The following is a 26,848-nucleotide window of genomic DNA, read 5'->3' on the forward strand; positions in this document are numbered from 1 at the left end:
ATATGCGACCTCCGCCCCACATCCTGGTGGTCAACGGCATCAAGGTCCGCAGGCCGGTATTCGTGCTCGCCGCCCCGCACTCCGGCGCGGATCTGCTGGCCCGCGCCCTGAAACGCTCCCCCGGGTTCCACGTCACCATGGGGCGGGCGGCGGTGGCGCACGTCGTCTACGCCTTCGCCCGGCGGCCCTCGATCGCGGGACGGGGCATGGGCGCGACCCGCGTGCTCCGCGACGCCCTGGCCGAGTCCTGGCAGATCGTCCCCGGCGCCTGCGGGGAGTGCCCGCCCACCTGCCGGGAGGCGGGCGGCGTGACCGGGGCGGGCCCCTGCGCGGCCCCGGGTTCCGTGGTCCGCTTCGGAGACGCGAGCCCCGACCTGCTCTACAGTGCCTCGGTGCTGTTGCAGGCCTTCCCCGACGCCCGCTTCGTCCAGCTCATCAGGGACGGCCGCGACGTGGCCGCCGACATGCTGGCCGACCCCGAGTCCCTGAGGTGGTTCAAGCCGGCTCTGCTCAGCGACGAGACGGAGTTTCCCAACCCCTTCCTCGGCGTCAACTCCGGCGAGCACCGCGAGCGCTGGAAGGCGATGCCCACGGCGGGCAAGTGCGCGCTGCGCTGGCGCAGCGCGGTGCGGCTGTCGGCCTCGCTCCACCAGGAGCTGCCCCGGGAGCAGATCCTCACCCTGCGCTACGAGGATCTGGTCTCCTCCCCCGCCGAGTCCCTCGACGGGCTCTGCCACTTCCTGGAGACGCGGGTCCCGAAGATCGCCCTGCTGGGCAGGAGCGTGCCGAAGGTCGGTGTCTGGCGCACCCGCCTGCGCGGCCAGGACGCCGAACTGGTGTCCAAGGTCGCCCGCGAGGAGCTCACCCGCCTGGGCTACGCGTCATCCTGACGTCGGCGCCGGCCGAGGACGCCTCCGGCTCGCCGGGCGAGCCGGAGCCGTCGTGCGCGCTCCGGCGGCGAACATCTCCCGCCGCCAGCCGGGCACGGCCGCACCCTGCCGTCGCCGCCGTCCGGCCGGTTACCACGGGCTTCGGGGCGCGGTCACCAGTTCGGGATCTCGAACGTCGCGCCGGGCCGGATGTCCCCCGGCCGGCGCACGGGGACCGCGACGGCCGTGGAACAGGTGCCGGAGGTCGGGGCACCCTCGCCGGTCCGCAGCGTGTCCAGGATCGTCTCCCAGGTGCCGTCCACCGACCACCGGCGGTGCCGGTTGTAGACGGTCTTCCAGTTGCCGTAGGCCTCCGGCAGCTTGCGCCAGGGGCAGCCGGTCCTGCTACGGAAGAACACCCCGTCGATGATCGTGCGGTGATCGGCCCACCGGTTTCCCCGCCGGGCGTGAGCGGGCAGCAACGGCGCCAGCCGTGCCCACTCGTCGTCGGTCAGGTCATCGCGTTTCAACCGGTCGTCCACGTTCTTATGATCTAACACCATCCGTACCGGAAGATCCACTCGGCGACGCGGCGCCGGGCATCAGGAGGTGTGGCTGAACTGGGTCCGGTAGAGCTCGGCGTAGACCGCCCCCATGGCCAGAAGCTCCTCATGGCGGCCCCGCTCGACCACCTGACCGTCCTGGACCACCAGGATCTGGTCCGCCTCGCGGATCGTGGACAGGCGGTGGGCGATGACCAGCGAGGTGCGCCCGGCCAGCGCGATCTTCAACGCCTGCTGGACCGCGGCCTCGGACTCGGAGTCGAGGTGCGCGGTGGCCTCGTCGAGGACGACCACGCTGGGCGCCTTGAGCAGCAGCCTCGCCAGGGCCAGCCGCTGCTTCTCGCCGCCGGACAGCCGATGACCACGGTCGCCGACCACGGTCTCCAGGCCGTCGGGGAGGTCGAGGACCAGGTCGGAGATCTGGGCGGCGCGCAGGGCGTCCCAGATCTCCTCGTCGGTCGCCTCCGGCCTGGCGTAGCGGAGATTGGCCCCGATGGTGTCGTGGAACAGGTGGGCGTCCTGCGTGACGACCCCCACGGTGTCGTGCAGAGAGGCCAGGGTGGCGTCGCGCACGTCCAGGCCGTTGACACGGACCGCGCCCTCGCCGACGTCGTAGAGGCGCGAGACCAGACCCGTGATGGTGGTCTTTCCCGCGCCCGAGGGGCCGACCAGGGCGACCATCTCGCCGGGGTGGGCGGTGAAGGTGACTCCGCGCAGCACCTCCTGGCCCGGCCCGGTGTCGGGGCGGGCCACCGCCTCCAGCGAGGCGAGCGACACCTCCGAGGCCGACGGGTATCCGAACCGGACGCCGTCGAACTCCACGGAGGCCGGGCCGGCGGGAACGGGCCGGGCGTCGGGGCTCTCGGCGATCATCGGCTTCAGGTCGAGGACCTCGAAGACCCGGTCGAAGCTCACCAGCGCGGTCATCACGTCCACGTGCACGTTCGACAGGCTCGTCAGGGGGCCGTACAGGCGCATCAGGAGGGCGGCGAGCGCCACCAGGGCGCCGATCTCGAAGACGTCGGAGACGGCCAGCACGCCTCCCACGCCGTAGACCAGGGCGGTGGCCAGCGCCGCGACCAGGCCGAGCGCGACGCGGAAGACCGTCCCGTACATGCCGACGGTGACGCCGACGTCACGCACCCGCCCCGCCCTGCCCGCGAAGGCGGCGGCCTCGTCGGCCGGGCGGCCGTACAGCTTGGCGACCATGGCCCCGGCGACGTTGAACCGTTCGGTCATCATGGTGCTCATCTCCGCGTCGAGCTCCATCTGCTCGCGGGTGAGCCCGGACATCTTCCTGCCGACCCACTTCGCGGGAAAGATGAAGATCGGTAACAGCACGAGGGCGACGAGGGTGATCTGCCAGGAGAGCACCAGCATCGCGCCGAGGACCAGCACCAGCATGACCACGTTGGACACCACCGACGACAGGGTGCTGGTCAGCGCGCGCTGGGCGCCGATGACGTCGGTGTTGAGCCGGGAGACGAGGGCACCGGTCTGGGTGCGGGTGAAGAAGGCCACGGGCATGCGCTGGACGTGGTCGAAGACCTCGGTGCGCAGGTTGTAGATGAGGCCCTCGCCGATTCGCGCGGAGAACCAGCGCTGGGCCAGGGTGAGCGCGCCGTCGGCGACCGCCAGGCCCGCGATGACCACTGCGAGGGCGATCACCACCCCCTCGCGCTTGGGGATGATGCCGTCGTCGATGATCGCCTTCATCAGCAGCGGGTTGGCGATCACGATCACCGAGCCGACCACGACCAGCGCGAGGAAGGCGGAGATGTGCCGCGAGAAGGGGCGCGCGTAGCGGGCGATGCGTCTGACCGTGCCCGGCGCCAGACGCTGCTTGGTCACCGACCTGTCACGCCGGAACGAGAACATCGCCTGGGGACCGAGTCCCCCACCCATCATCGCCATACGGCCTCCTCTGCCGATGCGAGCACCGGGAGAAGCGCGATCATTCCCCTGTCAGCTCGGGGCGAACACCGTCGTCCTTCGGCGGGCGCCCCGACGTGGAACGGGCGCTCCGGCGTGGAACGGGCGCGGCGAGTCGAAGACGGGTGCCACGGGTTCGGGACAGGCGTCGCGGCCCCCAGGACGAGCACCGTCGGCTTGGTACGGGCACCGACAGTCCGAGGTGGGCGCCCTCGGCCCGAGACGGGCACCGCCGGTCTGACGGGGAACCGTCGTGGGATGGACGCCCGCGGCCCCCCTGGGCGGGACGGCCTACCCGAAGAGCGCCTTGACGCGCTTGGCCTGCTCGCGCGCCTCGGCCGCGCTCTGTTCGGCCAGCGTGCGCCCCGAAGCCCCCTGAAGCAGCCGCTTGGTCGCCGTCGCGGCGTCGCGGTCGGTCGCCAGCAGCGCGTCGGTCAGGTCGCGCACGGCCTGTGTCAGCTCGTCGGGCGCGACGACCAGCTCCGCCAAGCCGATCCTGGCCGCCTCCCGCGCCCCCACGACGCGGGCGGTCAGACAGATCTCGATGGCCCTGGACAGGCCCACCAGGTCGACCAGCGGCTTGGTGCCGGTCAGGTCGGGAACCAGCCCGAGGGCGGGCTCCTTCATGCACAGTTTGGCGTCGTCCGCCAGGACCCGCAGGTCACAGGCGAGCGCGAGCTGGAATCCCGCACCGATCGCGTGGCCGTGAACGGCCGCCACGGAGACGATGTCGGGACGCCTCAGCCAGAGGAAACCCCGTTGGGCCAACGCCACCCGCTCGGCGAAAGAAGCCTCGTCGAGTGTCGCGGAGGACGCGAACGACCCCTGCCCAGGAACTCCCTCCGGTGTGAACATCCTCAGATCGATCCCCGCGGAGAAGGACGGCCCCTCACCTCTGATCACGACGACCCTCACCTGCTGCGGCAGGCCGTCACCGATATGAGCCAGAGCCGACCAGGTAGCGAACGTCTGAGCGTTTCGCTTCTCAGGACGGTCCAGCGTGATCGTCGCGATCTCGCCGTCCACCTCGCAGCGCAGACCGACCTCCTCGAGAGAGATCTCCTCCGCACTCCCCCCGAACATCGCTTCCGCCATCGCCTGTTCTCCCACCTTCGGTATCCGCCTCGCCCGAGCCTATCGATTCCCCAGAATGAGGTTCTACAGGATCGGGCGGGGGCGGCGTCAGCGTGGGGGACGGCGGCTGCGGTCGCGCGTTCCGAGGCGGGGTCAGCGCTTGGACTTGCCTCGGGTGGCGCCACCGCGCCCGCGCAGAGTCACACCGGACTCGCTCAGGATGCGGTGGATGAACCCGTACGACCTACCGGTCGAAGCGGCCAGGGCGCGGATGCTCTCACCCGCGCTGTAGCGCTTCTTGAGATCGGAGGCCAGTTTTTCACGGTCGGCCCCGGTAACCCGGGTGCCCTTCTTGAGAGTCTCGGCCACGAGTACCTCCTGTAGTGCCAGACTTCCGCAGCGTTACACACGCCATGATCAGTCATTTCAGCGAGATCGGCTACCTACTCCACGGGAAAAGATCCGTACCCGCTCAAATTAAGATCAGGCAAGTGCCACAAGATCGGAAAATTCGTCGCTCCACGCGTCTTCAACTCCGTCAGGCAGCAAGATCACCCTATCGGGTCGTAGAGCCTCTACAGCACCCTCATCATGCGTGACAAGCACAATTGCCCCAGAATAGGACGTTAGCGCCGAAAGAACCTGCTCTCTGCTCGCCGGATCGAGGTTGTTCGTGGGCTCGTCGAGGAGGAGGACGTTCGCCGCGGACAACACCAGCGTGGCCAGCGCCAGCCGCGTCTTCTCCCCGCCCGACAGCACCCTCGCGGGCTTGTCCACGTCGTCCCCGGTGAACAGGAACGAGCCCAGAACCTTGCGCAGTTCCACGTCGGGAAGCTCTCCCCCGGCCGAGCGCATGTTCTCCAGCACGGTGCGCTCGGGGTCGATCGTCTCGTGCTCCTGCGCGTAGTAACCCAGCTTGAGCCCGTGTCCCGGCTTGACCGCACCGGTGTCGGGCTCCTCGATGCCGCCGAGAATCCGCAGGAGAGTGGTCTTGCCCGCGCCGTTCAGGCCCAGGATGACGACCCTGCTCCCCCTGTCGACGGCCGCGTCGACGTCGGTGAAGACCTCCAGGGAGCCGTACGACTTCGACAGCCCCTCCGCCATGATCGGGGTGCGCCCGCACGGGGCCGGCTGGGGGAAGCGCAGCTTGGCGACCTTGTCGCCGCGCCGCTCCACCTCCAGGCCCGACAAAAGCCGCTCGGCACGGCGCTGCATGTCCTGCGCGGCCTTCGCCTTGGTGGCCTTGGCCCGCATCTTGTCGGCCTGCGACATCAGGGCCGAGGCCTGCTTCTCGGCGTTGGCCCGCTCACGCCTCCTGCGCTTCTCGTCGGTCTCGCGCTGGGCCAGATAGGCCTTCCAGCCGACGTTGTAGGTGTCGATCACCGCGCGGTTGGCGTCGAGGTGCAGGACGCGGTTTACCGTCGCTTCAAGAAGCGAGACGTCGTGGCTGATAATGATCAAGCCGCCCTGGTGAGATCGTAAAAAATCACGAAGCCACCCGATTGAGTCCGCATCTAGGTGGTTTGTCGGCTCGTCAAGCAGGAGAGTCTCCGCCCCGCTGAAGAGGATCCTGGCCAGTTCCACCCGCCTGCGCTGCCCCCCGGAGAGGGTCTCCAGCGGCTGGCCGAGCACCCGGTCGGGCAACCCCAGACTGGAGGCGATGGAGGCGGCCTCCGACTCCGCGGCGTATCCACCCAGGACGTGCAGCCGGTCCTCCAGGCGCCCATAGGCGCGGACCGCGCGGTCCCGCGTGCGGTCGTCGGCCGAGGACATGCCGAGCTCGGCCTCACGCAGCTCACGCAGCACCTGATCGAGCCCCCGCGCCGACAGGATGCGGTCGCGGGCGAGGATGTGCAGATCACCCGTGCGAGGGTCCTGCGGCAGGTAGCCGACCTCGCCGCTGATGGCGACCGTGCCCGAGGCGGGCGACCCCTCTCCGGCGAGGACCCGGGTCAGCGTGGTCTTCCCCGCCCCGTTCCGGCCGACGAGCCCGATCTTGTCACCGGGGTTCACCCGGAAGGACGCGCCCTCGATGAGCAACCGGGCCCCGGCCCGCAGTTCGATGTCAGAAGCTACGATCATGGTTGGAGAACACTCCCAGCAGGAAATACACAGGCTCACATCACTGTGGCCGAACCCGCCGCGCCCTGTGTCTCCCGGCTCTCGGCTCGGCCGTCTCGCCTTCATGGGGACGACGGTCAATCGGGAGTGCGCATACCGATCAGTGTACGGCGCGGCACCGGCCGGCTTCTCCACGATTATGTGAGCCCAGCTCAAGCGGGACCGGCTCGCGCGAGAGCCGGTCCCGCCCTCACTCACGCCTGCTCCCTGTCACCACACCCGCCTCACGGCCCCCGTGGTGTCCCCTCACGCGACGCCCGCTCACGCGGGATCCGCTCACCGCACCCGCCTCGCGGCACGCCCGGCCACATCCGCCCGGTCAGAGGGGGTCGCTCACCCTGATGCGTACCGCGCGGAACTGGGCGGGGGTGTCCTTGAGGATCACCAGCCGAGGATCGGGGACCGTCAGAAAGGGCTCGGTCTCCAGCGCGAAGACCGGGGCGAGCCTGCGGTCGGGCCGCAACGCGTCCATCGCGCGCCGGTCCCCGCCCAGTACGACGGCCTCCAGCTCACCCACGTGCGGGCCGAGGACGCGCAGCGCCACCTCCGCCGCCGCCTCGTGCGCCTGGTCCACCTGCTTCTCCCTGCGCCGGGCGAAGCGCCGCTGTGACCAGCCGCCCGCCGCGCTGCGCCCGTGGACCTGCCGTGAGCCGACCTTGGAGGAGAGCAGCTCCTCGCCCTGGAAGATGCCCGCCGCGTGGCCGCCCAGCCGTACGAGCAACACACCGATCCTGCGCTCGGTGCGCACGTGGGTGACCAGGCGCGCGATCGGACCACCCCCGGCACCGGTGAGCGGAGGGAACGGCACCTGGCACTCGGCGACCGCGCCGTCCGCGCCGTCGAGGCGTACGACGGAGGCCGAGGCCGTCACGCTCGGCGGACCGTGCCGGTCGACGAAGCCGTCGATCCAGCGGTTCAGGCGTTCGGGCGCCACGGAGACCCAGCGGCCTCCCCCCTTGGCCGGTCGCGACGTCATGGAACGCGACACTACCGGCCGACCTCGCCGGACACACGATCCCCCCGGTCAAGTCCAACGAACGGCGAAAAGTCGGTGAACATCACAGTGCGTTACTTATGCACCGTCAAAGGATGCCCCATGCTCGGAACGTGACCACCAGAGCGCGAGCCGTCCCGCAGTCCTCCGCGGCAGGCACGGGTGTCACGCCTGTCGTCGATCTCGACACCGGAGGCGTCATCGCCTTCCAGGCCGACGGCGGAAGCCGCGGAAACATCTCCTCGACCGTCCAGACGGTGCGCGAGGTCGCCGCGAGCGAGATCCTGCTCCCCCTGGTGCTCACCCTGCCGGCGGCCGCGGTGATCGGCGGCTCGGCCGCGCTCGCGCCGCTCCACGAGGCCCTGCGCGCCTCAGGCCGGCGGCCCCGCGAGGTGATCCTCACCGTACGAGGCGACTTCGCCCAGTTCGAGCGCCGCTCCCTGCTCACCGGGCTGGACGGCCTGCGCGCCATCGGCTACCTCATCGCGGTCGGCGACCTGGGCACCGGGCACGTCCCGCTGGACCTGGTCGCCGACGCGGCGCCCTACCTGGCGGTGATCTCACCGGACCTGATCGCCCAGGTTCCCCACGACCCGCGTCGCGCAGCGATCGGCGAAGGCCTGGCGAGGCTCGCGCGGGGGACGGGGGCGCACGTGCTGGCCCCGGGGGTGAGGGACGAGGCGCAGCTCTCCGCGATCCGCGGCTGGGGGGTGCGGCTGGCCCAGGGCCCTCTGCTGGTCCCCGGCCCGTCGGGGCGGGTGCACGTACCGCTCCCGGTCGTCGAGCAGGAGTCCTCCCGGCTGGTCCTCGGGCCCCGGGTCCACGAGTTCCTGCTGCCCGCGGTGACCCTCCCCTACGACGCCACCGCCGAGGCCGTGATCGACGCCTTCGGCAGCGAGCCGTCCATCACCAGCGTGATCCTCGTCGACGAGTACCAGCGCCCGAAGGGCAGCCTCGACCGCAGTCGCTTCCTGCTGTCGATCGCCGGGCGCTTCGGCCACGCCCTGCACGGCAGGAAGGCCGCCGGACGACTGGCCGACCCCGCCCGCACGGTCCCCAGGACCACCCCCGCCATAGCGGCCATGCAGGTCGCCGGCCGCGACGCCGAGCGCGTCTACGACGACCTGGTCGTCACCGACGAGGTGGGGCGCTGCATGGGCGTCGTCCGGGTCTCCGACCTGATCCGCCAGGTCGCGGCCATGCAGAGCTGAGGAGGTCGCGTCCGCGGGCGGTGCGATCCCTCTCGACCCGGCCCGACGCCTTTACATTGTAGATCTTAATATCCGTCGCGCCCTCTTGGCAGGCGGGCATGATCACGATAGGAAGGGGCACAGGGCGGGACGACGGCGAGGGGTGCCAGATGGGCGAGCGCGGACCTCGGGTCGGGCGGCGAGGGCTGCTCGGCGCGGGACTCCTGGCCGGAGCCGGGGCCGCGCTGTCCGGCTGCACCCCGGGCGAAGAACCCGCCGCCCCCACCGCGTCACGGCCTCCGTCGTTCGACCCCGCCAGCTGGGAGTCGGTGCGGGCCCAGTTCCCGCTCGACCCCTCCTACGCCCAGTTCGCCGCCTACGTCCTCGCCGCCCACCCCGCCCAGGTGCGGCGGGCGATCGAGGAGCACCGGCGCGGCCTCGACACCGACACCGACGCCTACCTGCACGGTGAGAACAGGGAGCGGGTGGTGCGCGAGGCCGCCGCGGCCTACCTGGGCGCCGACGCACCCGACGTCGCCCTCACCGACAGCACCACGATGGGCCTGGGCCTGCTCTACAGCGGCATGCGCCTGCTCCCCGGCCAGGACGTGCTCACCACCGAACACGACTTCTTCGCCACCCACGAGAGCCTGCGGCTGCTCGCCGCGAGGACCGGCGCCAAGGTCGGCAGGGTCCGCCTGTACGACGACCCGGCCAAGGCCTCCGCCGACGAGATCGTCTCCCGGCTGAAGGCCGCGCTCACACCGAGGACCCGGGTGGTGGCGATCACCTGGGTGCACTCGGGCACCGGGGTGCGGATGCCGGTCAGGGCGATCGCCGACATGGTCGCCGAGGCCAACCGCCCCAGGGACGTCGAGGACCGGGCGCTGTTGTGCGTGGACGGGGTGCACGGCCTGGGCGCGACGGCCGACGGGGTGGAGGAGCTGGGCTGCGACTTCTTGGCCGGCGGCACCCACAAGTGGCTGTTCGGCCCCCGGGGCACCGGCGTCCTGTGGGGAAAGGGGCAGGCCTGGGGCGCGCTGCTGCCGGTGGTCGCGAGCTTCTCCAACGTGACCGTCGACCCGGGGACGGGCGACGAACCGTACGGCCCGGGCGGGCTCCTGCACACCCCCGGCGGCTACCACAGCTTCGAGCACCGCTGGGCGCTGAACGAGGCGTTCGCCTTCCATCGGGCCATCGGCAAGGAACGGGTGGCGGCCAGGATCGCCGAGCAGGCCACCCAGCTCAAAGCGGGGCTCGCGGCCCTGCCCAACGTACGGCTGATCACCCCGGTCTCCCCCGAGTTGTCGGCCGGCCTGATCTGCTGCGCGATCGACGGCGTGGACGCCCCCGCCGCGGTGGGCAGGCTCCGCAGGGACCACCGGATCATCACCAGCGCCACCCCGTACCGGGACGTCTACCTGCGCTTCGGGACCGGGATCGTCACCACCCCCGAACAGGTCGACCAGGCGGTGAGGGCCGTCGCCACGCTCCGGTGACATATGGTACGAGTTAGGTTCACCTAACTTAGACCCTCACGGAGTGACATATGGCAGACGAGAAAGCCGAGCGCCGCAACCGGAAGGTGACGAGCGGCCTGGTCCGGCGGGTCGAGCGGCTCACTCCCCACATGATCCGGGTCGTGGTCGGCGGCGAAGGACTCTCCGGGTTCCGCACGGACGGCTACACCGACCACTACGTCAAGCTGTTGTTCGCCCCGGCCGGGGTGAGCTACCCCCGGCCGTTCGACATGGAGGCGATGCGCGCCCTGCCCCGCGAGCAGTGGCCCACCACCCGCACCTACACCGTGCGCCGCTGGGACGCCGAGGCGGGCGAGCTCACACTCGACTTCGTCCACCACGGCGACGCCGGCCTGGCCGGACCGTGGGCCGACCGGGTCCGGCCCGGTGAGGAGGTCCACTTCTTCGGCCCCGGCGGCGCGTACGCGCCCGACCCCGAGGCGGACTGGCACCTGTTCGCGGGGGACGAGAGCGCGCTGCCCGCCATCGCCGTCTCCCTGGAGAACCTCCCCGCCGGCGCCCGCGCCTGGGCCTTCATCGAGGTCGCCGGCCCCGAGGAGGAGCAGAGGATCGACTCCCCCGGTGACGTGAAGATCGTCTGGCTGCACCGGGGTCCCGCCCAGTACGGCGAGAGGCTGGTCAAGGCCGTCCGCGAACTCGACTTCCCCGAAGGAGACGTGCACGCCTTCGTCCACGGAGAGGCGGGCTTCGTCCGCGATCTCAGACGCCACCTGCGCACCGAGCGCGGTATCCCGCTGGCGAGACTCTCCATCTCGGGCTACTGGCGCCTGGGCCGTGACGACGAGGCGTGGCGCTCCTCCAAGCGCGAGTGGAACGAGCGGATCGAGGCCGAGGAGGCCGCGGCGCTCTCCTCGTGAACCCCGCTCAGAGCCAGCCCTGGGTGCGGGCCCGCTCGACCGCCTCGATGCGGTTGCGGGCGTGCGTCTTGCGGATGGCCGAGGAGAGGTAGTTGCGGACCGTGCCCTCCGACAGGTGCAACCGTGCGGCGATGTCGGCGATACCGGCTCCGCCCGAGGCCGCGACCAGGACGTCACGCTCGCGGGGCGACAGCGGGTTGGGGCCTGCGCTGAGCGCGGCGGCGGCCAGGCCCGGGTCGATGACGCGCTCGCCGCCGTGCACCCGCCGGACGGCGGCGGCGAGTTCACGGGCCGGACTGTCCTTGACCAGGAAGGCCGTCGCGCCGGCCTCCATCGCCCTGCGCAGGTAGCCGGGGCGGCCGAAGGTCGTCAGGATCATGACCCGGCAGCCGGGCAGCGCCTCGCGGATCCGTGCGGCGGCGACGATGCCGTCGTCGCCGGGCATCTCGACGTCGAGCAGCGCGACGTCCGGCCGGATCCGCAGGGCCACGGCGAGCGCCTCGACGGCGTCGGCGGCCTCCCCCACCACCTCGATGTCGGGCTCCAGGCCGAGGAGCGAGGCCAGGGCGCCCCGCACCATCGCCTGGTCCTCCACCAGCAGCACCCTGATCACCGACTCCCCTCCTTCGCCGGCGGGTTAAGGATGCCGGTGTGCGGCACCGTGACCAGAAGGACGAAACCGCTCGGCCGCGGCCCGGCGGACACCGTGCCACCGGCCGCCCGTACCCTCTCGGTGAGCCCGGTCAGCCCGCTGCCCTGCCCGTCCGTGGCCGTGCCGCGCCCGTCGTCCGCGATCTTCAGGGTCGCGGCCCTCTCATCCATCGTCACCTCGATCTCGCACCGGGTCGCCCGCGCGTGCCGGATGACGTTGGTGACGCCCTCCCGCACCGCCCAGCCCAGCAGCTCGTCCAGTTCCTCCGGCAGTGGGGGGCCCGCGAGCCGGATCGTGAGCCTCGTCCCCGCCGCCTCCAGGGCGGCGCGGGCCCCGTCCAACTCGCCGGAGAGGCCGCGCTGGCGGTAGCCGGTGACGGTGTCGCGCACCTCGACCAGCGCCTGCCTGGCCACCGACTCGATGTCGCGGATCTCGGCCACGGCCCGCTCCGAGCCGCTCTCCGCCAGCCGTCCGGCCAGCTCGCTCTTGAGCACGATCAGTGACAGGCTGTGGCCGAGCAGGTCGTGCAGGTCCCTGGCGATGCGCAGCCGCTCCTCGCTCGCGGCGAGCCGCGCCACCTCCTCCTGTGCCTGGCGGAGCCTCACCACCAGCATCCGGGTGTTGCGCACCCCCATGAACAGGACGCCGAGTGTGATGACCTGGAAGACGAGCACCAGGGTCGCACCGGGGTCGTTCTCCTCAAGCAGGCCGATCAGCGCGACGGCGAGGCCCATCGCGAGGACACCGATCACCGAGAGCCTCGGACGCAGCGCCATGCCGTAGACCACGGCCATGTAGATCGGCAGGGTCAGCCAACCGCCGCCGAAGGCCACCGCCAGGCCGACCCCCAGCAGCGTGGTCACCCCCAGCAGCCAGTACGTCAGGCGAGTGGGGTCCCCGAAGTTCCTCGGGCTCAGCACCGTGGCGATGTAGAGGGCGACGAAGGCGGCCAGACCGGCACCGCCCCAGACGGCACCGGCTCCCGACAGCTCGCCGGTGACGATCTCCAGGACGGGAAAGCACAGGTAGACCAGGCCGACGGAGATCCCCAGCAGACGCCGGAGGCGGGACGGGCGCTCGCCCGTCCCGCCGAAGGTGAGCGCGGAGACGCGGATCATGCCCGGACGAGTGCCCTGCGGTAGGCGAGCACCGCGGCGGTGCCGAGCGCCGCGGCCCAGAGCGCGACGATCACCATCTCGGACGGCGGCGCCGCGTCGCCGGCGACGAGGTGGTGGCCGATGTCGACGTAGGAGAAGGAGGGCATCGCGTGCACGACGCTTCTCATGGCCTCGGGCATGATCTCCACAGGGAACCACAGCCCACCCAGGATCGCCAGCCCGAACGCGCTGATCATCGCGGCCGACTGCGCGGCGTCCGCGGGCAGCAGCGAACCGATGAGCAGGCCGAGCGCGGCGAACGGCAGGGCACCGATCCACAGAGCCGGGACCAGCGTGAGCCACTCCCCCACCGGCAGCCGGACGCCCTGGGTGAGGATCGCCGCCAGGCAGACCAGCGCCATGGACGGCAACACCAGCAGCAGCGCGGCGACCAGCTTGGTGACGATGATCGCCCAGCCGGGCAGCGGGGTGACCCGAAGCTGGCGGAGCCAGCCGGACTGCCGCTCCTGCGCCCACGGCACGGCGGTGCTCATCAGGCTGGCCGCGATCGCCCCGTACGCGGCCATGGAGACCATGAGGACGACCGCGGCGCTCACCCCGCCGGAATCCGGCTCGGCACCCCAGATGCCGGAGAAGATCAGGTAGAACACCGTGGGGAATCCCACCACGAAGATGATGTAACGCCTGTTGCGCAACATCCGCAGAACCTCGATCTTGACGTAGTTCGGCATCAGGGCTCCCGGGTGAGGGCGAGGAAGGCGTCTTCGAGGTCGGCGCCGATGATCCTGAGGTCGCGGATCTCCAGCGAGGTGCTCCGGTACAGGGCCGCCACGGTGGCGTCGGGGTCGGCGGTGCGCATCGTGGCGACCCCCTGGGAGATCTCCGCGGCGAGGACACCCGGCAGGCCGTCCAGCCCCGCGACCGGCTGCCCGCCCAGGGTGAAGCGGACGACGTGCTCGCCGATCCCCGACGTGATCTGGGCGGCGGTGCCGTCGGCCACCACCCGGCCCCGGGTGATCACGATGACCCGGTCGGAGTTCTCCTCGGCCTCCTCCAGGTAGTGGGTGGCGAACAGGATCGTCCGGCCCTCGGCGGCGTAGTCGCGCATGCTCTTCCAGAAACGCAGCCGTGACTCCACGTCCATGGCCGCGGTGGGCTCGTCCAGCACCAGCAGTTTGGGCGCGCCCGCGATGGCCAGGGCGAACCTGACCCGCTGGGCCTGCCCGCCGGACAGCGCGCCTGCGCGCCGGCGCGCCAGTTCGGTGAGGTCGGCCACCCGCAGGATCTCGTCGAGAGCGAGCGGCTCTGGGTAGAGCCGCCGGACGAAGTCGACGAGTTCCCTGACCGTGAGCTCACCGATGAGCTCGCCGCTCTGCGGCATGGCCCCGATCTCCCCCCGGGCGACGGCCGCCTCGGGGGAGCCTCCCAGGATCTCGACCCGGCCGCCGCTCGGGCGGGTCAGACCCAGCATCATGTTGATCGAGGTCGACTTGCCGGCCCCGTTGGGGCCGAGCAGGGCGACGGTCTGGCCCACCTCGACGGAGAGGTTCAGGCCCGCTACGGCGAGCACGTCGCCGTAGCTCTTGCTCACGTCTGTGAGGGCGATGGCGTCCATGCCCTCAACGTTAGGAGCGTCCGGCGGGAACCCTCAGTGCCGCTCCTCCTGGTTTGGGGATGACATTTGTCAGGTACGCCGGCACCGCCACCGGGTGGGCGTACCGGTGGCGCGGAAGATCACGGACGACGGGTCAGAGACGGCAGGCGAAGATGGCGGTCACCAGGATGGCCTTGGCGCCCATCTCCCAGAGCTGGTCCATGATCTGCTGGTGTCCCTTGCGGGGGACCATGGCCCGGACCGCGACCCAGCCCTCCCGGTGCAGCGGGGAGACCGTCGGCCCCTCCATGCCCGGGGTGAGGGCGATGGCCTCCTCGATCCGCTCGGCGCGGATGTCGTAGTCCATCATCACGTAGTCGCGCGCCACCAGCACGCCCTGCAGGCGACGAATCAGCTGCCGCAGGCCCGCGCTCTCCTCGGTGCCGACCCCCTTGATCAGCACGCCCTCGGAGCGGGCGATCGGCTCGCCGAACACCTCCAGGCCGATGTTGCGCAGCGTGGTGCCCGTCTCCACGACGTCGGCCACCGCGTCGGCCACGCCCAGCCGGATCGCGGTCTCGACCGCGCCGTCCAGCTTGATCACCCGGGCCTCGACGCCCTGCTCGGCGAGGTACGCCTCCAGCAGGCCCGCGTAGGCGGTGGCGATGCGCCTGCCCTTGAGATCGGCGACGGCGTCGAACTCACCGGGGTTGGCGGCGAAGCGGAAGGTGGAACGGCCGAAGCCGAGCGGGATGATCTCCTCGACCCGCGCCCCGGAGTCGTGCAGCATGTCGCGGCCGGTGATCCCGGCGTCCAGGGTGCCCTCGCCGACGTAGACGGCGATGTCCTTGGGCCGCAGGAAGAACAGCTCGCAGGAGTTCTCGGGATCGACGACCACGAGCTCCTTGCTGTCCTTGCGGACGCGGTATCCGGCTTCCTTGAGAATCGTCTGGGCACCCTCGGTGAGGGCGCCCTTGTTGGGTACGGCGAGACGCAGCATGGCGGGATTTCCTTACGTGTGGACGAGACTGCCTACGAGACCGGGAGCCGGGCGCACCGGCTCACAGATGCTTGTAGACCTCGTCCAGCCCGATCCCCTTGGCGATCATGAGGACCTGCACGTGGTAGAGGAGCTGGGAGATCTCCTCGGCCGTCCGCTCGTTCGACTCGTGCTCGGCCGCCATCCAGCTCTCGGCGGCCTCCTCCACGACCTTCTTTCCGATGGCATGGACCCCGGCGTCCAGCGCGGCCACGGTGCCCGAACCCTCGGGCCGGGTGCGCGCCTTGTCGGACAGCTCGGCGTACAGCTCTTCGAAGGTCTTCATCAATTATCTCCAGCGTGGAGACCCGGCCCTTCAGGGCCGGGAGGAAACGCGGCACGGTGCCGCGCTTCTGGGTGGGTGGTGTAGCCATAGCCGTCTGCTCGTTGGAGCAGCCGGACGTGGCGATGGTGAATGCCCTGCACCATGCCGTGCCGGGTGGTGATGTTGAAACTACCGGTACTGCGGACCGCGACCCGGCCGCGGTGGACACCGGTCTTCTTGCCGCTCGGTACGACGGCGCGGACCAGGTCGCCGGTGGCGAACCCCTTGACCTGCTTGGTCCGGGGCAGCCTCAGCCGGGGGAAGCCGTAACGGTCGGTGCGGGTACGGGCGTAGGTGCCGCGGCCGGTCGCCTTGACCACCAAGACCATCGAGGGCCAGGCGGTGACACCCCCCAGAGGGCCGACGTGCAACGCGTCAAGAGTGTGCGACTTCGGTGCGCCGGTGCGAGAGCGGTTCCACTTCGTGTGACCTCCGGAGGAAGCGGCCACCAGCAAAGTGGTCGCCAACAGTGCTCGCCATAGCGCCCATCGCGTGGTGTTGACAGCAGCCGCGTCGCACAGCGGAGCCTTCACCTGCTTAAGGATCTTCGCCAGGAGGGCGGGCCTGCCTTTCAGGAACTCCTGCACCGGGGTGGCGTTCTTGGCCTGGTTACAGTCGATGCACGCCAGGGTGAGGTTGCTGATCCGGTCCGAGCCGCCCCGGGAGCGCGGGTGGATATGGTCGAGGTTGAGCGGCACGTCCTGCTTGCCGCAGTAGGCGCATACCCGACCCCATTTGGCCAGTAGGTATTCGCGGACCTCGTATCCGGCGAGGGTGCCTTGCTGGTATTCCACCCCTTTCAGGGGTTTGCCCGCGCTAAGGGCATGGGTGTCGAACGCGACCCGCTCCACGTATATGGCGGTGACCGGCGTCCACCGGGTGAGCCGTGCCACCCACGACAAGGTGGTGTCAAGGCGGTGGCGAAGCGACGGTGCGAGCCACCCCTTCGGTTTGGTGCGGTTGGAGAAACGGGGTGCGCGATACCGCAGGTTTTTACCGCGGCGTCGGCGTCGATACCGCGAGCGGACGGCGAGCTTGTCACGGATCGCCGCGCCTCGGTGGTCGAGCTGGATCGTATACCTACCGGTCCGATTGCCGTCGTGGTCGGTGAACACGGCCAGGCCGGTGTGCTTGGAGCCGGGGTCGATGCCCACTCGCACACCTGCCACGGTGGAGTCGGCGATCGACCGGTCCTTGATGCGGATGACGAACGGGGTGTGGCGTGCCACCACCGCCCGCCCGGCCGCCAGCAGGCGACGGGCACGGGCGGGATGGCAGGGATCCAGCGGGTGGCCGTACCTGTCCAGGACGAACACGGCCGGATCAACCTCACGGTTGGCTCCCTCGGGCGCCGAAGCGTCCTCGGGGTGACGCCGGCGCGGCGGTGCGGCCGGACCGGTCTCCCCTCGCCCAGGTTGAACACCCGTTGCCTTACGGCGTCCACGTCCCGTTTCGTCCCCACCTCGGGGGGTGTCTGCTGACGCGGATTCGAGGGTCCGGAGCTGAGGAAGCACTCCGGAGTCGGTCTGCTGACGTGTGTTCAACGTAGCCATCTGGATCACACCTCCAGTTCGTGATGGCTAGGGCTGGTCAACATGGGGCTTCAGGCGCGCGGAACCGCACCTCAAGCCCCGGCTCTCAGGCCAAGGTCGTTGACGATCTCTCTCGGAATCGTCGGATGTGCCCGTCAAGCCTAACGGGCCACCGGCCCCGCCGCGCGCAGGTCCACTCTCTGGGACACGCGCCGCCCGCGCTCAGTCGTTGACGCAGCGCAGCACCGGGCGGGTGACGAGGGCGGCGGGGTCGGGCGAGCCGGTGACGTGCAGGGTGACGCTCTCGCCGGGCAGCAGGGTGATCAGCATGTCGTCGACCGAGGAGGCCGGATCGAGGCGGTCGGGGAAGAGGGCGAGGTCGCGCAGGAGGGTGCGGGCGGTGACGGTGACGTCCAGGCCGCCGCCCTCGTGGGGGGTCACCTCCGTGTCGTAGACGGCCGTGGGGAAGGCGACCCGCGGATCCTCGGCGAAGAAGCGGATCGCGCGGTGCCCGTCCAGCCGTACGGACAGCAGCTCGGCCGACGGGTCGCGAGGGACGGCCACCGGGTCCGGGAGGGGGATCCTCGCCACCGAGCGGGGCGCCACCTCGACCTGGACGCTCTCCTTGGCCAGCGGCTCCCCGTCCAGGGCGAGTCGCCGAAGCTGCAGCTCACCCGTCCAGGGCTGCGGACCGTCGTTGACCACGGCCACCGCGCCGTCCTGGACGGTGAGCAGGCGGTCGGCGTAGACGCGGCGCAGCGCGTACCACAACGGCTTGCGCCGTCCGCGCCCGTCGACGGCCGACCAGGAGACGACCGGCCAGCAGTCGTTGAGCTGCCAGACGATCGTGCCCGCGCAGTAGGGCGCCAGGGAGCGGAAACGCTCGATGCCGAAGGTGATGGCCCTGGCCTGGTTGAGCTGGGTCAGGTAGTGCCAGTCGTCGTAGGTCCGCGGGGCGGGCAGATGCTCGCCGAGACCGCGCAGCAGCTTGGCGTTGCCCTCGTGCGCCTTCTGGTGGTGCAGGACCAGGGGCGCGTCGGGGGTGAGTTCGCCGCCGACGGCGTCGCGCAGGGTGCTGTGGGCGGGCGGGCCCTGGAAGCCGAACTCGGCGACGAAACGGGGGCGGTAGGCGCCGTAGCGGGTGTAGTCCTCACGGTTCCACACGTCCCAGATGTGCGTGGTGCCGCGCGAGGGGTCGTTGGGCGCCAGGTCGGGGCTCCCCGAATAGGGGCTGCCCGGCCAGTAGGGACGGGTGGGATCCAGCTCGGCCACCAGGGCGGGCAGCAGCTCGTAGTAGAAGCCCGCTCCCCAGGTGCGTCCTTCCAGGCCGTCCTGCCAGCCCCAGTCGGCGTGGCCCTCGATGTTCTCGTTGTTGCCGCACCACAGCACCAGCGAGGGACGCCAGGACAGCCGGGTGACGTTCTCGCGCGCCTCGGCCTCCACCTCCGCGGCGAACGGCTCCTCCTCCGGATAGGCCGCGCAGGCGAACGGGAAGTCCTGCCACACCAGCATGCCGAGCTCGTCGGCCAGGTCGTAGAAGTCCTCGCTCTCGTACAGGCCGCCGCCCCAGACGCGCAGCAGGTTGACGTTCGCGTCGGCGGCCTGGCCGAAGCGCTCGGCCAGCCGCTCACGGGTCACCCTGGCGGGGAAGCAGTCGTCGGGGATCCAGTTGGCGCCGCGCACGAAGACCGGCACGCCGTTCACGACCACGGTGAAGGCCTCGTCGGTGCGGTCGAGACGGACGTCGCGAAAGCCGATCCGCCGCGTCCACGGCTCCCCCAGCGCCTCGCCGGTCCGCTCGGACAGGCGTACGGCCAGCTCGTAGCGGTCCTGACCGCCGTAACCGCGCGGCCACCACAGCCGGGGGCCGGGCACCCGCAGCGCCAGCACGGCCTCGCACTCGCCGGGGGCCAGCGTCGTCTCCACCAGGATCCCGGCCACCTCCGCGGTCAGCGTGAGGTGCATGTCACGGTCGGCGCGCTCGACCGTGACGTGCACCTCGACCCGCCCGTCCCCGCTCACCAGCGGGCGCACCGACGCGAGCCTGGCCACGCTCCAGCTTTCCAGGCCGATGGGGCGCCAGATGCCGGAGGTGACGACGGCCGGTCCCCAGTCCCAGCCGAAGTTGCAGGCCATCTTGCGGATGAACTGGTAGGGCGCCTCGTAGGCGCCCGGCCGGTCGCCCAGCTCGGCCCTGCGCGCCTCGGCGTACTCCACCGGCGAGTCGAAGCGCACCCGCAGCGAGTTCTCGCCCTCGCGCAGGAGCTCCCGCACCGCGAAGCGGTAGGAGCGGTGCTGGTTGGCGACGCGGGCGACCTCCACGCCGTTCAGCTCGATCGCGGCGACGGTGTCGAGGCCCTCGCAGACCAGGTCGGTGCGGTCGTGCCGGTCTGCGTGCCAGGCGAAGACCGTCTCGTAGTCCCAGGCCGAGCGGCCTATCCAGGTCAGCCGGCTCTCGTTGTCGTCCAGGTACGGGTCCTCGGCGAGCCCGGCCGCCAGCAGATCGGTGTGCACGCACCCCGGCACCGTGGCCGGGACGCCCGAGAGGTCCCCGCCCACCTGGTGAAGGGTCCAGCCGTCGTGTAGTTCCCTCAACTCACGCTCCCGCGGATGCCGTGGATGTGCCCTCGCCCCGCCGGACGAGGTGACCGGGTTCGGCCTCCACCAGCGTGGAGGGTCCCTCTCCTGTGTCCCCCGCGGGGGCGGTGGCGGGTTCGCCGTCCCACCGGGCGGTGAGTCTCGGCACCGACGACAGCAATTTGATCGTGTACGGGTGGAGGGGGTTGCCGAACACCAGGTCGGTGGGACCGGACTCGACCACCTGTCCCCGGTACAGGACCACGGCCCGTTCGCTGATGTAGTTGCCCAGCGACAGGTCGTGGGTGACGAACAGCACCCCGAGGCCGCGCGACTTCAGGTCGGCGAGCAGGTTGAGGACGTCGATCCTGGTGGAGGCGTCGAGCATGCTGGTGATCTCGTCGGCGACGAGGTATCTGAGGTCGAGCAGGAGCGCTCTGGCGATCAGCAGGCGCTGCAGCTGGCCACCGCTGAGCTGGTGCGGGTAGCGGCCCAGGATCTGCCCGGGGTCGAGGCCGACGTCCTTGAGTGAGGTGTCGATCCTGCCGGCCCACTCGGAGTCGGCGACGCCGGGGAAGTACTCGTTCCTGATCATCTGGAGCACCCGGTCGGCCTTGAAGACCGGGTTGTAGCAGCTGAACGGATCCTGGAACACCCCCTGCACGTGCCGGTAGTAGGCCTTGCCCGGCCTGGCCGGCTCGCCGTCGAGGGTGATCCGGCCCTTCGTGGGGCGGACCAGCCCGAGTACGGTCTTGCCGAGGGTCGTCTTGCCGCTTCCGCTCTCACCGATGAGGGAGACCACCTCCCCCGGTGCCAGGTCGAGGCTCACGTCGTCCACGGCGGTGAGGGTCGCGGTGCCGAAGGCACCCACCCGGTAGGTCTTGGTGACCCCTTCGAGGCTCAACATCGTCCGAATCCTTCGGGTCAGGCCTTCCAGCAGGCGACGTGATGGCCGGGGGTGACCTCGACCGGCGGTGGGTCCTGCGCGCATCGCTCGAAGGCGAGCGGGCAGCGGTCCCTGAAGCGGCAGCCCGAGGGCGGGTCGAGCAGTGAGGGCGGCCTGCCGGGGATGCCCGACAGTCTGCGCTCGGCGTGGCGGACGCCGACCTCGGGCAGCGAGGAGATCAGCATCCGGGTGTACGGATGGCGCGGCTCACCGACGATCACGCCCGCCGGCGCCTTCTCGGCCAGCCTTCCCGCGTACATGACCATGATCGTGTCGGCGATCTGGTAGGTGAGCGAGATGTCGTGGGTGATGAAGATCATGCTGCGCACGAAGCCCCGGTCCCTGAACTCCACCAGGGTCCTGGCCACGGCCTTCTGGGTCGACACGTCGAGCGCGGAGGTGATCTCGTCGGCGATGAGCAGGGACGGGTCGAGCAGGGTGGAGACGACCATCACCATCCGCTGCTTCATCCCGCCCGACAGCTCGATCGGGTAGCGATCCAGGACGTCGCGGGGCAGTTCGACCAGGTCCAGGCGTCGCTCCAGCTCGGCGACGTCGAGGCGCTCGCCCCGGGAGGCGAGCAGCTCGGTGACCATCCGGCCGATCTTCCTGGTGGGGTTCAGCGCGCTCATGGAGTACTGCGGGATGAGGGAGACCCGGCTGAAGCGGAAGGGGTTCATCCGGCGGTCGTCGCCGATCGGCAGCTCCTCGCCGTCCAGCTCGACCCCGCCCCCGGCCAGCCGCATCCGCCCGTCCATCCTGATGAGGCTCTTGCCGAGGGTCGTCTTGCCGCAGCCGGACTCGCCCGCCAGGCCGAGGATCTCGCCGTCGCCGACGTCGAAGCTGACGCCGTCGAGCGCCTTCACCTCGCCGCGCAGGGTCCTGTAGTGGACCCGCAGGTCGTTCACACGCAGAGTCATCTACAGCTCCCGCAGTTTCGGGTTGAACACCTCGTCGAGGCCGACGTTCATCACGTAGAGGGCTCCGACGATGGCGGTGATCCCGGCCCCCGGCGGGATGAACCACCACCACATGCCCAGGTGAAGGGCGCTCCAGCGAGCCGCGTTGTTGAGCATCAGGCCGAGCGAGACGCCCTCGCTCGGGCCGAGCCCGATGAAGTCGAGCGAGGCGGCGATCAGGATCGACCCGCCGAACAGCAGGATGAAGGTCATGAAGAGGTAGGAGCTCATGTTGGGGGCGATCTCCCTGGCGATGATCTTCCAGGTGCGCACGCCGCTGAGCCTGGCCAGGTCCACGAAGTCGCGCGAGCGCAGCGAGAAGGTCTGGGCCCTGATCGCCCTCGCCGCCCAGGGCCAGGAGGTGAGCCCGATGAAGAGCGCCTGCACGCCGACGCTGCGTACACCGAGGTAGGCGTTGACGATCAGCAGCACCGCCAGCGCGGGCAGGACCAGGACGATGTTGGTGATCATGTTCAGCACCTCGTCGACCAGCCCGCCCCGGTATCCGGCGGTGAAACCGACCGCCATGCCGATGATCGCGGCCAGCCCGCCGCCGAGCACCCCCACCTGGAAGGTGAGGCTGAGTCCGTAGACGAACTGGGCGAAGATGTCCTGGCCGAACATGGTGGTGCCGAACCAGTGCTCGGCCGAGGGCGGCGAGGCGGGGGCGGCGACGTAGGCGTTGGGGTCGCCCCCGACGATCACGGGGGCGGCCACGGCGAGGACGAGCAGCGGGACCAGCACGGCGAGCCCCGCCAGCAGTTTTCCGTTGCGCATCGCGAAGTACAGACCCTCGCGGCGCCTGGCGGGCACGGCCGTCACGACGGCCTTCCCCTCCTGGCGCGGGTCCGCGGGCACGGCGGTCACGCGGCCTCCCCTCCCATCCCGGTCCTGGTACGCGGGTCGACCAGGACGTAGACGATGTCGATGATGAAGTTGGCGATCAGCACTCCCACGACGATGAACAGGAAGGTCCCCTGCAGCAGGAAGAAGTCCTGGTTCTGGATCGCCTTGAGGATGAGGTGCCCCAGTCCCGGATAGGAGAAGACGATCTCGGTGACGAGTGCCCCGGCCACGAGCACGCCGAGTTGCAGCGCCAGGCCGGTGATCTGCGGCAGGACCGCGTTCCTGAACGCGTAGCGCCGGATGAGCCGCTGGGAGGCCCCGAGCGAGGACAGGTAGGTGGAGTAGTCGGCCTCCAGCTCATAGATGATCATGTTGCGCATCCCGATCGCCCAGCCGCCGAACGCGACGAGGAAGAGCGAGACGAACGGCAGGAACCAGTGCAGCGCCAGGCTCCCGAGAAACTCCCACGACCAGTTGGGCCGCATGGAGAAGCTGTAACCGCCGGAGACGGGGAAGATCCCGGCCACGATGCCCAGTCCCCAGGCCATCAGGATGGCGAGCCACATGTAGGGCGTGGCGGTGAGCACGTACCCGATCGGCAGGGCCGTGTTGTCCAGCCACTTGCGTCTGGCCGCGAAGGCGCCGAACCTGTTGCCCGCCCACCAGCTGAGCAGGATGGAGGGGATGAGCAACGCCAGCGTGTACGGCACCGCCCGCACGATGACGTCGGTCACCGGGGTGGGGAACAGCCAGATGCTGGTCCCCAGGTCGCCCCGGAAGAGCGCCGCCCAGAAGTTGGCGTACTGCTCCCAGAGCGGCAGGTCGAGCCCGAACAGGTTCGAGTAGTGGGCCCGCATCGCCTCCACGGCGGCGGGCTGTGACACGTTCGCCCTGGCCAGCATGCTCTGGACCGGGTCGCCAGGCATGAAGCGCGGGATCATCCAGTTGATCGTGACGGCCACGAGGAAGGTGAGCCCGTACACGAGCAGCTTCCGGCCGAAATAGCGTCGCACGCGATCCTCCAGAATCGGCGAGATGGGCCCCTCCCCGCGCGGCCACGGAACCTGGCCGGCCGGTCGTCCCGCCCCGGGTGGGGCGAGGGCCGGGCGGGCGGCGCGGGAAGGGGGGTGAGGATCGCGGGGATCAGCCTCCGGCGGGCTTCAGCTCGGTCAGGGTGAGCACCCCGCCCAGCTCAAGCCAGTTGCGCCACATGGTCGGCGGGCTCTTGGGCGTCGCGGCGTCGGAGGAGGGCCAGTTGGTCCAGACCGCGTTGCTGGTCTGCGCCCACAGGCCGTTGTACCAGAGCGGGATCACCGGCAGATCGTCCAGCTGGATCTTCTGGATCTCCGAGGCGACCTGCTTCATGCCCTCGAGGTCGTCGGCCTTCTTGCCGTCGAGATCCTGGACCAGGTCCCAGACCTTCTTGTTCTCGTAGCGGCCGAAGTTGACGGTGTTCTGCTGCTTGTTGATCGGCAGCCGGAACATGTAGTCGTAGTACATCCAGGGGGTGTTGGACAGCTGCCGCTCGTTGTTGAGCAGCAGGTCGAACTTGCCGGACGCGCGCTGGTCGACGAGCGCGTTGTAGTCGGGGAACTCGGGGGTGAGGTCGATCCCGGCCGCCTTGGCGCCCTCGGCGATCACCCGGCTCGCCTCCATCCAGTCGGTCCACCCCGCCGGGACGATGACCTTCAGCGAGACCTTGGAGCCGTCCTTGTTCTCCACGAACCCGTCGCCGTCGCCGTCCTTGTATCCGGCGTCGGCCAGCAGCTTCTTCGCCTTCTTGGTGTCGAAGGAGAAGCCCTTCTCGCTCACCACGGCCTGGTCGACGTACTTGTCCCACTGGGGCAGCAGCCCGGTGGGGCCGGCCGCCTTGACCAGGTTGCCGTAGACACCCTCGACGATCTTCTTGGTGTCGACGGAGTTGGCGATCGCCTTGCGGAAGGCGGGATCGTCCAACGGCTTCTTCTTGGTGTTGGGCACCAGGAAGGCGGTGTTGGCCGAGAGCATGTAGGGCGGTTCGGGATAGTAGGTCTTGATACCGAAGTTGCCCTTGACCAGGTTGGCCACCCCGGGCAGGAAGTTGTTGCTGAGGTCCAGGCCCTTCTGCAGCAGCAGGCCCATCGCGACCTCGTTGCTGGAGTTGACGATGTCGACGACGTACTTGGGCTTGACGTCCTTGCCCAGCGCGGCGGTGGCCCACCAGCCGTCCCGCTTGACCAGGGCCATCCGGTCCTGGTCGTGGCTGTGGTAGGCGTACGGCCCGGTGCCGACCGGCTTCTCGTTGACGCCGTTCAGCACCTCCTCCTCGGAGCGGCCCTCCCAGATGTGCTTGGGGACGATCGCGTTGCCGTAGACCCAGTTGGCCCACTGCTGGTAGTTGGCCTTGGAGAAGGTGAACCTGACCGTGCTCTGGTCGACCGCCTCGACCTTCTCCAGCCAGTCCCACAGGTTGGCGTAGGGGATGGTCTTCATCTTGCCGAGCTCGACCGTGAAGACCACGTCGTCGGCGGTGAACGGCTTGCCGTCGGCCCAGGTGACCCCCTGCCTGATCTTGAGGTCGTAGGTCTTGTCGTCCGTCCAGGTGCCGCTCTCGGCCAGCCAGGGGGTGAACTCGTCCGTCTGGGGGTCGTACAGGAACAGGGTCTCGTAGATGAGCCCCTTGGTGCCGACCGCCGAGTCCCAGGTCCGCAACGGGTTCCAGTTCGCGGGGGGACCCCACTGGGTGCCACTGGTGTACAGGGTCTCGTTGCGGGGGAACGCGGCGTTCGCGTCGCCCGCACCACCCGCACCGCCGGACGGGGCCGCGGCGCCGGAACCCTGCGGCGCCGCACTCGGGGCGGACGGCGTCGTGGATCCTCCGGTGCACCCGGTCGCGACCATACAGGCCGCCAATCCGAGGATCGCGAACCTTCGTCGAATCCGCATCGACAGTCTCCTCTCCAGCATGGGAGCGCTCCCAATCGATCTAGACGCGACCGCATGCGCTGGTGAACCGGATAAGTAACGTGACCGTAAAGTCAATGTGTCGGCACTGTCAATAGGCGGCTGGACCGGTTCAGTTACAATCACCCCGATCGGGGAGAGTGACATGAGAAGACCGACGATCACGGATGTCGCCAGACAGGCCGGGGTCTCCAAGGGCGCCGTCTCGTACGCCCTCAACGGGCAGCCCGGCGTCTCGGAGAGCACCCGCGCCAGGATCCTGGCGATCGCCGAGGAGATCGGCTGGCGTCCCAACAGCGCGGCCCGCGCCCTGAACGGTGCGCGGGCCCACACCGTGGGCCTCGCCCTGTGCCGCCCGGCCCGCACCCTCGGCATGGAGCCCTTCTTCATGGAGCTGATCAGCGGCATCGAGAGCGAACTGTCGGCCCGTTCCTACGCGCTCACGCTGCAGGTGGTCACCGACCACAGGCAGGAGGTCTCGATCTACCGGCGCTGGTGGGCGGAAGGCCGCATCGACGGCGCCATCCTGGTCGACCTGCACGTGGACGACCCGCGCGTCCCCGAGTTCGAGGCGCTGGACCTGCCCTCCGTGGTGGTCGGTCATCCGTCGGGGGCCGGGTCGCTGGTCTCCGTCTGGTCCGACGACGACGGCGCCGTTCACGAGACGGTGGGATATCTCGTCGCGCTCGGCCACCGCAGGATCGCGAGGGTCGCCGGGCTGCCACGCCTGCTCCACACCGTGCTACGCGACCGTGCCTTCGCCCAGGCCTGCGAAGGCGTCGCCGAGCACGTGACCGTGCACACCGACTACACCGGCGAGGAGGGGGCCCGCGCCACCCGGCGACTGCTCAGCTCCGCCGACCGGCCCACCGCGATCGTCTACGACAACGACATCATGGCCGTCGCCGGGCTGTCGGCCGCCCAGGACCTGCGCCTGGATGTGCCGGACGACCTGTCCATCGTCGCCTGGGACGACTCCCCCCTCTCCCGCGTCGTCCGCCCGCCGCTCACCGCCCTGAGCCGGGACATCTCCGCCTACGGCGCCCACGCCGCCCGCAGGCTCCTCGCCCTCGTCACCGGGGAGGCCGGGGAGGAGGCGGGCCCGTACGAGGACGAGACCGCCCGCCTCACCCCCAGGGCCAGCACCGCTCCCCCACCCTCCGAGGTCCGCTGAGC

General features: G+C 70.2%; 24 protein-coding genes. 5 read left to right on the forward strand and 19 right to left on the reverse strand.

Annotated elements, in window-relative coordinates:
• Positions 1-2: 2 nt before the first annotated feature.
• On the forward strand, positions 3-890 hold the full coding sequence (locus ABT352_RS26920) for a sulfotransferase family protein (RefSeq protein WP_350947716.1): 888 nt from the start codon (positions 3-5) through the stop codon (positions 888-890).
• A 152-nt stretch (positions 891-1,042) separates the two neighbouring features.
• On the opposite strand, the gene ABT352_RS26925 is transcribed toward ABT352_RS26920, so the two are convergent.
• The 6 genes from ABT352_RS26925 to ABT352_RS26950 form a co-directional block, all read right to left on the reverse strand.
• Complete coding sequence (locus ABT352_RS26925; RefSeq protein ID WP_350947717.1) at positions 1,043-1,411, reverse strand: transposase; 369 nt, start codon at positions 1,409-1,411, stop codon at positions 1,043-1,045.
• Between the two features lie 60 nt (positions 1,412-1,471).
• Entirely contained in the window at positions 1,472-3,346 is a 1,875-nt protein-coding gene (locus tag ABT352_RS26930; protein ID WP_350947718.1) for an ABC transporter ATP-binding protein, read from the reverse strand.
• A gap of 309 nt (positions 3,347-3,655) precedes the next feature.
• The gene (locus ABT352_RS26935; RefSeq protein WP_350947719.1) at positions 3,656-4,459 is read right to left on the reverse strand and encodes an enoyl-CoA hydratase/isomerase family protein; all 804 of its coding nucleotides are present in this window, start codon (positions 4,457-4,459) and stop codon (positions 3,656-3,658) included.
• Between the two features lie 132 nt (positions 4,460-4,591).
• On the reverse strand, positions 4,592-4,807 hold the full coding sequence (locus tag ABT352_RS26940) for a helix-turn-helix domain-containing protein (protein WP_030904785.1): 216 nt from the start codon (positions 4,805-4,807) through the stop codon (positions 4,592-4,594).
• 114 nt (positions 4,808-4,921) lie between these two features.
• A complete protein-coding gene (locus ABT352_RS26945; protein ID WP_350947720.1) occupies positions 4,922-6,520 on the reverse strand; it encodes an ABC-F family ATP-binding cassette domain-containing protein in 1,599 nt (532 codons plus the stop codon).
• A 358-nt stretch (positions 6,521-6,878) separates the two neighbouring features.
• Entirely contained in the window at positions 6,879-7,535 is a 657-nt protein-coding gene (locus ABT352_RS26950) for an acVLRF1 family peptidyl-tRNA hydrolase (protein ID WP_350947721.1), read from the reverse strand.
• A 131-nt stretch (positions 7,536-7,666) separates the two neighbouring features.
• On the opposite strand from ABT352_RS26950, the gene ABT352_RS26955 reads away from it, so the two are divergent.
• The 3 genes from ABT352_RS26955 (at position 7,667) to ABT352_RS26965 (ending at position 11,141) form a co-directional block, all read left to right on the forward strand.
• Positions 7,667-8,764, forward strand: coding sequence for an EAL domain-containing protein (locus tag ABT352_RS26955; RefSeq protein WP_350947722.1), 1,098 nt, complete (start codon positions 7,667-7,669; stop codon positions 8,762-8,764).
• 149 nt (positions 8,765-8,913) lie between these two features.
• Positions 8,914-10,242 carry an aminotransferase class V-fold PLP-dependent enzyme gene (locus tag ABT352_RS26960; protein ID WP_350947723.1) on the forward strand — a complete coding sequence of 443 codons (1,329 nt, stop codon included), beginning with the start codon at positions 8,914-8,916 and terminating at the stop codon, positions 10,240-10,242.
• A gap of 50 nt (positions 10,243-10,292) precedes the next feature.
• Entirely contained in the window at positions 10,293-11,141 is an 849-nt protein-coding gene (locus ABT352_RS26965; protein WP_350947724.1) for a siderophore-interacting protein, read from the forward strand.
• Between the two features lie 7 nt (positions 11,142-11,148).
• Here the strand turns inward: ABT352_RS26965 and ABT352_RS26970 are convergent, their stop codons facing one another.
• The 13 genes from ABT352_RS26970 to ABT352_RS27030 form a co-directional block, all read right to left on the reverse strand.
• Positions 11,149-11,754, reverse strand: coding sequence for a response regulator transcription factor (locus ABT352_RS26970; RefSeq protein WP_350947725.1), 606 nt, complete (start codon positions 11,752-11,754; stop codon positions 11,149-11,151).
• Positions 11,751-12,911, reverse strand: coding sequence for a sensor histidine kinase (locus tag ABT352_RS26975; RefSeq protein WP_350947726.1), 1,161 nt, complete (start codon positions 12,909-12,911; stop codon positions 11,751-11,753). Before ABT352_RS26975 ends, ABT352_RS26970 begins: the two co-directional genes overlap by 4 nt.
• Positions 12,908-13,642, reverse strand: a complete 735-nt coding sequence (locus ABT352_RS26980; protein ID WP_350947727.1) for an ABC transporter permease — start codon at positions 13,640-13,642, stop codon at positions 12,908-12,910. Before ABT352_RS26980 ends, ABT352_RS26975 begins: the two co-directional genes overlap by 4 nt.
• On the reverse strand, positions 13,642-14,526 hold the full coding sequence (locus tag ABT352_RS26985) for an ABC transporter ATP-binding protein (protein WP_350947728.1): 885 nt from the start codon (positions 14,524-14,526) through the stop codon (positions 13,642-13,644). The genes ABT352_RS26980 and ABT352_RS26985 overlap by 1 nt, the downstream gene beginning before the upstream one ends.
• Before the next feature lie 133 nt (positions 14,527-14,659).
• The gene (hisG, locus tag ABT352_RS26990) at positions 14,660-15,505 is read right to left on the reverse strand and encodes an ATP phosphoribosyltransferase (RefSeq protein WP_350947729.1); all 846 of its coding nucleotides are present in this window, start codon (positions 15,503-15,505) and stop codon (positions 14,660-14,662) included.
• Between the two features lie 61 nt (positions 15,506-15,566).
• A complete protein-coding gene (locus tag ABT352_RS26995) occupies positions 15,567-15,830 on the reverse strand; it encodes a phosphoribosyl-ATP diphosphatase (RefSeq protein ID WP_350947730.1) in 264 nt (87 codons plus the stop codon).
• The gene (gene iscB, locus ABT352_RS27000; protein ID WP_350947731.1) at positions 15,830-17,185 is read right to left on the reverse strand and encodes an RNA-guided endonuclease IscB; all 1,356 of its coding nucleotides are present in this window, start codon (positions 17,183-17,185) and stop codon (positions 15,830-15,832) included. Before iscB ends, ABT352_RS26995 begins: the two co-directional genes overlap by 1 nt.
• Positions 17,186-17,623: 438 nt before the next feature.
• A complete protein-coding gene (locus ABT352_RS27005) occupies positions 17,624-19,996 on the reverse strand; it encodes a glycoside hydrolase family 2 protein (RefSeq protein WP_350947732.1) in 2,373 nt (790 codons plus the stop codon).
• Position 19,997: 1 nt separating this feature from the next.
• Positions 19,998-20,885 (reverse strand): ABC transporter ATP-binding protein, encoded by an 888-nt coding sequence (locus ABT352_RS27010; RefSeq protein ID WP_350947733.1) that lies wholly within the window; start codon positions 20,883-20,885, stop codon positions 19,998-20,000.
• A 17-nt stretch (positions 20,886-20,902) separates the two neighbouring features.
• Positions 20,903-21,844, reverse strand: coding sequence for an ABC transporter ATP-binding protein (locus ABT352_RS27015; protein ID WP_350947734.1), 942 nt, complete (start codon positions 21,842-21,844; stop codon positions 20,903-20,905).
• Positions 21,845-22,750 carry an ABC transporter permease gene (locus tag ABT352_RS27020; protein WP_386207982.1) on the reverse strand — a complete coding sequence of 302 codons (906 nt, stop codon included), beginning with the start codon at positions 22,748-22,750 and terminating at the stop codon, positions 21,845-21,847.
• Complete coding sequence (locus ABT352_RS27025; RefSeq protein WP_350947735.1) at positions 22,747-23,742, reverse strand: ABC transporter permease; 996 nt, start codon at positions 23,740-23,742, stop codon at positions 22,747-22,749. The genes ABT352_RS27020 and ABT352_RS27025 overlap by 4 nt, the downstream gene beginning before the upstream one ends.
• Before the next feature lie 130 nt (positions 23,743-23,872).
• Positions 23,873-25,654, reverse strand: a complete 1,782-nt coding sequence (locus tag ABT352_RS27030; RefSeq protein WP_350947736.1) for an ABC transporter substrate-binding protein — start codon at positions 25,652-25,654, stop codon at positions 23,873-23,875.
• 163 nt (positions 25,655-25,817) lie between these two features.
• On the opposite strand from ABT352_RS27030, the gene ABT352_RS27035 reads away from it, so the two are divergent.
• The gene (locus tag ABT352_RS27035; RefSeq protein WP_350947737.1) at positions 25,818-26,846 is read left to right on the forward strand and encodes a LacI family DNA-binding transcriptional regulator; all 1,029 of its coding nucleotides are present in this window, start codon (positions 25,818-25,820) and stop codon (positions 26,844-26,846) included.
• Positions 26,847-26,848 lie beyond the last annotated feature (2 nt).

This window comes from Streptosporangium sp. NPDC000563 (assembly GCF_040299985.1).
Classification (GTDB): domain Bacteria; phylum Actinomycetota; class Actinomycetes; order Streptosporangiales; family Streptosporangiaceae; genus Streptosporangium.